Source organism: Petrotoga sp. 9PWA.NaAc.5.4 (genome assembly GCF_002895485.1).
Lineage (GTDB): Bacteria > Thermotogota > Thermotogae > Petrotogales > Petrotogaceae > AZRK01.
Genome location: NZ_AZRK01000005.1, coordinates 26,989 through 33,516, shown reverse-complemented (window position 1 = coordinate 33,516; position 6,528 = coordinate 26,989). Strand labels below are relative to the sequence as shown.

The following is a 6,528-nucleotide window of genomic DNA, read 5'->3' as shown; positions in this document are numbered from 1 at the left end:
TTTTAACTCCGCTCTTTGTTCATCTAATAGGTTTAATATTTCCACTCTCATTTCTTCCATCTCTTGTATTATTGGTTCTTGTGATTCTATTGTCTCAACTATTTGGATGAAGGTAGATTCTAAAGATTCTAACTCTTTCATTAATTCTGAAAAGGCACTTTTTAGTTCTTCATTAGTTAAACCAAATTCTACAAACGCTAAATTGTCTTTAAAAGTTGAGAACATGTTTAAAATATTGTTTTTGTCACTAATTGCTTTTGAAAAATAATATTCGCTTACCTTTTGTGCTATATTTTGTATAGAGATGGCAGGGTCTTCTGGTAATAAGGAAAAAGCCAACACACTATATTGTTTTGTAAGCGTATCAAAATTATTCAATTCTTGAATAAAAGTATCTTTTAAATTATTGAATTCAACCACGTAATTATTAGCTTGTGAATTTAATTGAACAATTTGGTTAAAATTATTCTCGTATATACTTAATTGCTCTTCTAAATATTTCAAAGAAGTTGAATCCTCTGTTACTTGAATTAAAGCATTTAAATAACTATTAGCTTTAGATAAATTATTTTTAAAGAGGTTTTCAACATTTTTGGCGTAGTTAACAAGATAATCTTTAAAGTTCAAAGAGGCTTCAAAGAAAGAAGTTTCTAATTCTGTAATATTATTAACATCGTCAGATAAATCCTTATAAGATGCCAATCCTTTGTTAGATCTTGTAAGTGAAAAAATATTAAAAAGTATAGAAACACCAAATAAAATAAATATTACTATTATTATACTTATTATTCTACTACTAATTGATCTCGATTTCATTATAGCCCCCCTCTATAATTAGTTAAATGTTTTGTTTTGAAGTTCAAATATATTCTTATAGATATAAGCCTCTATTGGTTGCCAATTATTATAGTGAAAGGCGCTCTTTGGAGCGCCATAAAATCCGAACAATCATTTTTATTTATTTACCTTTTCATGAATCTCTTCCAACATTTCTTCTGTGAACTGCCCTTTTCCAAAGTTTATTAACCCTCTTAGTGGCATATATTTTATCATTGCTAACACCATTTCATTACTTTTGTGATCGTCTTGTGAGAACATTCCTCCAACTTTACTTAGTTTTTGAATAAGCTCGTCTATTATTTGAGCACCTGTTGGATCTTCCATTAAATCACCTATTGTTGAATTCCTATCGTATTTTTTCTTGATAGTAACCGTTGAATTCAGTTTAACTGTTTCTTTTAATTCTATATCTTTTGATGATCTACCTACCAATATCTCAAACTCTCCACTTTCTACATGCCAATCTTTTATTTCTGTGTTGTAATATGCAAAAGCTCTTTTGTCTAATGTGAATGTTACTGTCTTTTCTTCTCCTGGCTCTAATTCTATCTTTTCAAATCCTTTTAATTCTTTTTCGGGTCTGTTTAATGTGCTTTCTATATCTTTTACGTATAGTTGTACTATCTCTTTGCCTTTTACTTTTCCTGTATTTTTTACTTTAACTTTTACCTCTATTGTTTCTTTGTCTGTTATTTCTTTTTTGTCTACAGTTATATCTGTGTATTCAAACGTTGTATAACTTAGTCCATATCCAAATGGGAATAGTGGTTCTATCTCTTTTTTGTCGTAGTATCTGTATCCTACAAAGACTCCTTCTCTGTACTCTACTTTGTTTCCTTCTCCAGGAAAGTTTAAGTATGATGGGTTATGACTTAGTTTCTTTGGGAAGGTTTCTGCTAGTTTTCCACTTGGGTTTACTTCTCCAAAGAGTATGTCTGCTACCGCTCCAGCTCCAGCTTGGCCACCTAAGTAACTTTCTATTATCCCTTTTACTTTATCTACCCAAGGCATCTCTACTGGCGATCCGTTACTTAATACTACTATTGTGTTTGGTTGTACCTTTGTCACTTCTTCTATTAATTTGTTGTGGTTTTCTGGCATTTTCATGTGTGTTCTATCGTATCCTTCCGATTCGTATCTTTCTGGTAATCCTGCAAAGATTATCGCTACATCCGATTTCTTTGCTGTTTCTTTTGCTTTTTCTATGAGTTCTTGGTTCATTTCATCTGTTTCCAAACTGTATCCTTCTTCATATAAAACGTTTGCTTTCCCTTGAACTATCTTTTCTATTTCTTCTAGTGCATTATCTAGTTTTGTTGGATTGACGTGTGAACTTCCTCCTCCTTGATATCTTGGATTTTTTGCAAATCCTCCTATTATTGCTATGGTTCCTTCTTTTTTTAGTGGGAGGATGTTGTCTTGGTTCTTTAGTAGTACTATGCTTTCTGTTGCTATCTTTCTTGCAAGTTTGTGATGTTCTTCTTTGTTGTAAGTTGCGTTTTCTTTCCTGTTTTCTATCGCTTTGAATATGATTTTTAATAGTCTTTCTACTGTTTGGTCTAATATTTTTTCGTCAAGTTCTCCTCGTTTTACTGCTTCTACTATCTTTTTGTCTCCTATACCATAACTTGATGGCATCTCTAAGTCAAGACCTGCTTTTATTGCTTCTACCCTTTCATTTACCGCTCCCCAGTCTGATACTACAAACCCTTCAAATCCCCATTCGTTCCTTAATATATCTGTTAGTGTGTATCTGTTTTCTGAAGCTAATGTTCCATTTATCCTGTTGTATGAGCACATGACTGTCCAAGGATTTCCTTCTTTTACCGGTCCTTCAAAGTTTGTGAGGTATATTTCTCTTAACGTCCTTTCATCTATTATTTCATCTATTGTGAATCTTCTGTGCTCTTGGTTATTTGCTGCGTAATGTTTTAAGGAAGTTCCTACTCCTAAACTTTGTACTGCTTGTATGTAGGCTGTTGCTAATTGACCTGATAGATATGGATCTTCTGAGAAGTATTCAAAGTTTCTTCCGCAAAGTGGTGACCTTTTTATGTTGATTGCTGGTCCTAAGATTATGTCTACTTCTTCTGCTTGACATTCTTCTGCAAGTGCTTTTCCTAACTGTTTTATTAATTCCCTATCCCAAGAACATGCTGTAGTAGCTGCTGTTGGAAAACATGTTGAGGGAATACTGTTTTTTAAGATCTCTTCTTCAGAATTTTCATCTTCTTTTCTTAATCCGTGAGGTCCATCACTCATCCTTATTGAAGGTATTCCTAACCTTTCTATGGGTTTTGTGTGCCAATTGTCTAAACCTGAACATAGACTTGCTTTTTCTTCAAGTGTCATCTGCGAGATTAGGCTTTTTATGTCTCTTTCCACTTCTTTCACATCCTTATGGGTTATAATTCATTATTTTTAATAAAATTAGAGTACCATTTACCGCTATCTTTAATGATTCTTTTTTGGGTTTTATAATCAACATACACTATTCCAAACCTTTTAGAATATCCCCATGCCCATTCAAAATTATCTAATAATGACCATACAAAATAGCCTTTTAACTTTACCCCGTCTTCAATGGCTTTATGAGCTTTTTCAAAGTGTTTTTTCAAATACTCAATTCTACTTTCATCGTGAACTTGTTCTTCCTCAACTTTATCATTGAAAGCAGCTCCATTTTCAGTTACATAGACTTCTTTTGGATTGTATTCGTCTTGAACACCTTTTAGTATTTTATAAAAACCTTCTGGATATATTTCCCAACCCATTTCTGTTTTAGGAAGACCTCTTTCAACGTTTTTTCCACCCAAGAAAGAATTAGAATCAGCCTTAATAAGATCGCCAGAGTAATAATTTATCCCAACAAAATCAATTTCTTCTTTAATATCTTGCATATCTTTTTGATAATTGTTTGGTAAATATTCATAAACTTTTTCTTTTAGCAATGTTGGATAATCACCTTTAAATATAGGGTTTAAAAATAAAGGATAATTAGTCCATTCATGCGCTAATTGGGCAGCTCTTTTGTCTTCTTCGGAATCAGTGGCAGGATCATGAGAAGAATTAGATAGAGTGATTCCAATTTTTCCATTTTTTATATTCTCCTCTTTAAATGATTTAACTGCCTTAGAATGGGCTCTTAATTGGTTATGAACAACTGAAAAAGCTCCATAAATATCTTTCATTCCGGGAGCATGTTCACCTGTAAAATGACCAATAAATGCCATTACCCAAGGTTCATTTAAAGTAATCCAATTTTTCACTCTATCTCCTAATCTTTGAAACATATAATCTGCATAATCAGCGTACCAACATGCTATGTCTCTATTCATCCAACCTCCTAAATCCTGTAAAGCTGCGGGTAAGTCCCAATGATAAAGTGTAACAAAAGGTATGATTTCTGCATCAAGTAGTACATCCACTAATCTATTATAAAAATCTAATCCTTTTTCGTTTATTTTACCTTTACCGTAGGGGAAAATACGTGGCCATGATATCGAAAATCTGTAAGCTTTCAACCCTAAATGTTTCATAATTGAAATATCTTCTTTGTACCTATTATAATGGTCATCAGCTATATCTCCCGTATCTCCATTTAAAATATTTCCGGATGTATGAGAAAACCTATGCCAAATAGAGGTTCCTGCTCCATCTGCTAAAGGAGATCCTTCTATTTGATAAGATGCCGTTGCTGCGCCCCATATGAAATCTTTTGGAAAAACTTTTTTTAGCATATTTTTGCCTCCTTAAATGATAGTGATTGCCCACTTTAGAAATTATAAGATCTGCATTTTATTTACTGTTTGAAAGAAAATGTTCCTATGAACCACTATAAATTCAAAAAACTTTTTTTAAAAAGTTTTATTTCAACAACCATTCTTCTGAAAGTTTAGGAACATCCATCATTAATTGCTTTGTATAAGGGTGTTCTGGCTGAGTAATTACCTTATCGGCATTACCTTCTTCTACAATTTTACCCTCATGCATGATAAATATTCTATCGCTTACGTAATATGCCAATCCAAGATCATGTGTTATAAACATGATAGTTGTACCTTCTGTGTCTCTCAAACCTAATAATAATTCTAATATTCCTGATCTCAAATTTGCGTCAATCATAGAAGTTGGTTCATCTGCTAAAAGTAACTTTGGTTTTATTAAATGTGCCCTTGCAATCATTATTCTTTGTCTTTGTCCACCACTTAATTCAAAGGGGTATTTTTCAGCAATTTCATCAGGTCTTAAGTTTACTGACTCTAATGCATCATAAACTTTTTTCTTTTTTTCTTCTTTTGTAAAAGTATTATCAAATAATTTGAAAGCATCTAATAAAACTTTTTTCACAGGCGAAAATATATTGAAAGAGGCGTATGGGTCTTGAAATATTGCTTGAACTTTTTTCCAATAAGCTTTTTTTTGATTGCCTTCGATCTTTGTAATATCTTGACCATCAAAGATTATTTTACCAGAAGTTTCTCTAAGTAATCTGAGAATCAATCTTGTAACTGTAGTTTTTCCGCTTCCACTTTGACCCACAAGTGAAACTATCTCGCCTTTTTTTATTGAAAAAGTAACATTATTAACAGCTTCCACAGTTTTTTTCCCTCTTCCAAAAATTTTGGTCAAATTTTCAACTTTGATTATCTCATTATTTAATGAATCAGGCATAAGGTGTCACCCTCTTCTCTTGAGTTAAAATATGCTTTAACCTAATGCATCTAACCGATCTATCACCTATTTTTGTTAAATCAATACTTTCTTTTTTACAATCATCTATTACTATAGGACATCTGTCCGCAAATCTACATCCTTGAGGTATCTCTCTCAAATCTGGCGGAGAACCTGGTAAATTGGGAAGTTTTTTGCCTTTTATTCCTTTTTCAGGGACTAAAATAGACTGCATCAATGATTGTGAATAAGGATGAATAGGATTAAATATCACATCTTCCATTTTACCTATCTCAACAAATTCTCCCGCATACATAACGGCTATTCTATCACATATATGCCTTAATACAGGAAGTTCATGCGTAATAAAAATAATACTTTTAACTATTTTTATATCGAAGAGTTCTTTAATCAATTTAATTACGATTTTTTGTGAGCTTACGTCAAGGGCAGAAGTCGGTTCATCAGCTACAACAACTTTTGGGTCCAAAAGTGTAGAAATTGCAACAACTACTCTTTGTTTCATACCTCCACTAAGTTCTAAAGGGTAAAGGTTTAAAACTCTTGAAGGTAAAGATAGTGATTCAAACCTTTCTTTGGTTAATTTTAATATTTCTTTTTCTGAGATTTTAGGATCGTGTTCTTTTAAAAGGTCTATAATGAAATTTTTAATTTTTATCGTTGGATTCAAAGCATTCATAGCGCTTTGAGGTATATAAGAATATTTTTTACCCAGTATGTTTTTTCTTAAATCACTTTCTTTTTTTTGTATTATGTTTTCGTTATCCAAAATTACCGAACCACTTTCATATTTCAAAGGTGGTAAAAAAAGTCCGGACAAACTTATTGCTAAAGTAGATTTTCCACAACCAGATTCTCCTGCTATACCTAAGATTTCCCCTTCACATAAATTAAACGAAACGCTATTAACCGCTTTTATTTTTTCTCCCAATCTTGTTTGATAATAGGTTTTTAGATTATTAACTTCTAATATTGTCTTTTTAATTTCCAAAT

General features: G+C 32.1%; 4 protein-coding genes and 1 pseudogene. All 5 read right to left on the bottom strand.

What is annotated here, in order from left to right:
* A pseudogene (locus X924_RS03190) lies at positions 1-816 on the bottom strand (methyl-accepting chemotaxis protein); the annotation flags it as partial.
* Positions 817-954: 138 nt separating this feature from the next.
* Positions 955-3,225 carry a glycoside hydrolase family 3 C-terminal domain-containing protein gene (locus X924_RS03185; protein ID WP_121957503.1) on the bottom strand — a complete coding sequence of 757 codons (2,271 nt, stop codon included), beginning with the start codon at positions 3,223-3,225 and terminating at the stop codon, positions 955-957.
* A 20-nt stretch (positions 3,226-3,245) separates the two neighbouring features.
* The gene (locus X924_RS03180) at positions 3,246-4,580 is read right to left on the bottom strand and encodes a GH1 family beta-glucosidase (RefSeq protein ID WP_121957502.1); all 1,335 of its coding nucleotides are present in this window, start codon (positions 4,578-4,580) and stop codon (positions 3,246-3,248) included.
* Positions 4,581-4,707: 127 nt separating this feature from the next.
* A complete protein-coding gene (locus tag X924_RS03175) occupies positions 4,708-5,514 on the bottom strand; it encodes an ABC transporter ATP-binding protein (protein ID WP_121957501.1) in 807 nt (268 codons plus the stop codon).
* Entirely contained in the window at positions 5,507-6,520 is a 1,014-nt protein-coding gene (locus X924_RS03170) for an ABC transporter ATP-binding protein (RefSeq protein ID WP_121957507.1), read from the bottom strand. The genes X924_RS03175 and X924_RS03170 overlap by 8 nt, the downstream gene beginning before the upstream one ends.
* Between the last annotated feature and the right edge of the window lie 8 nt (positions 6,521-6,528).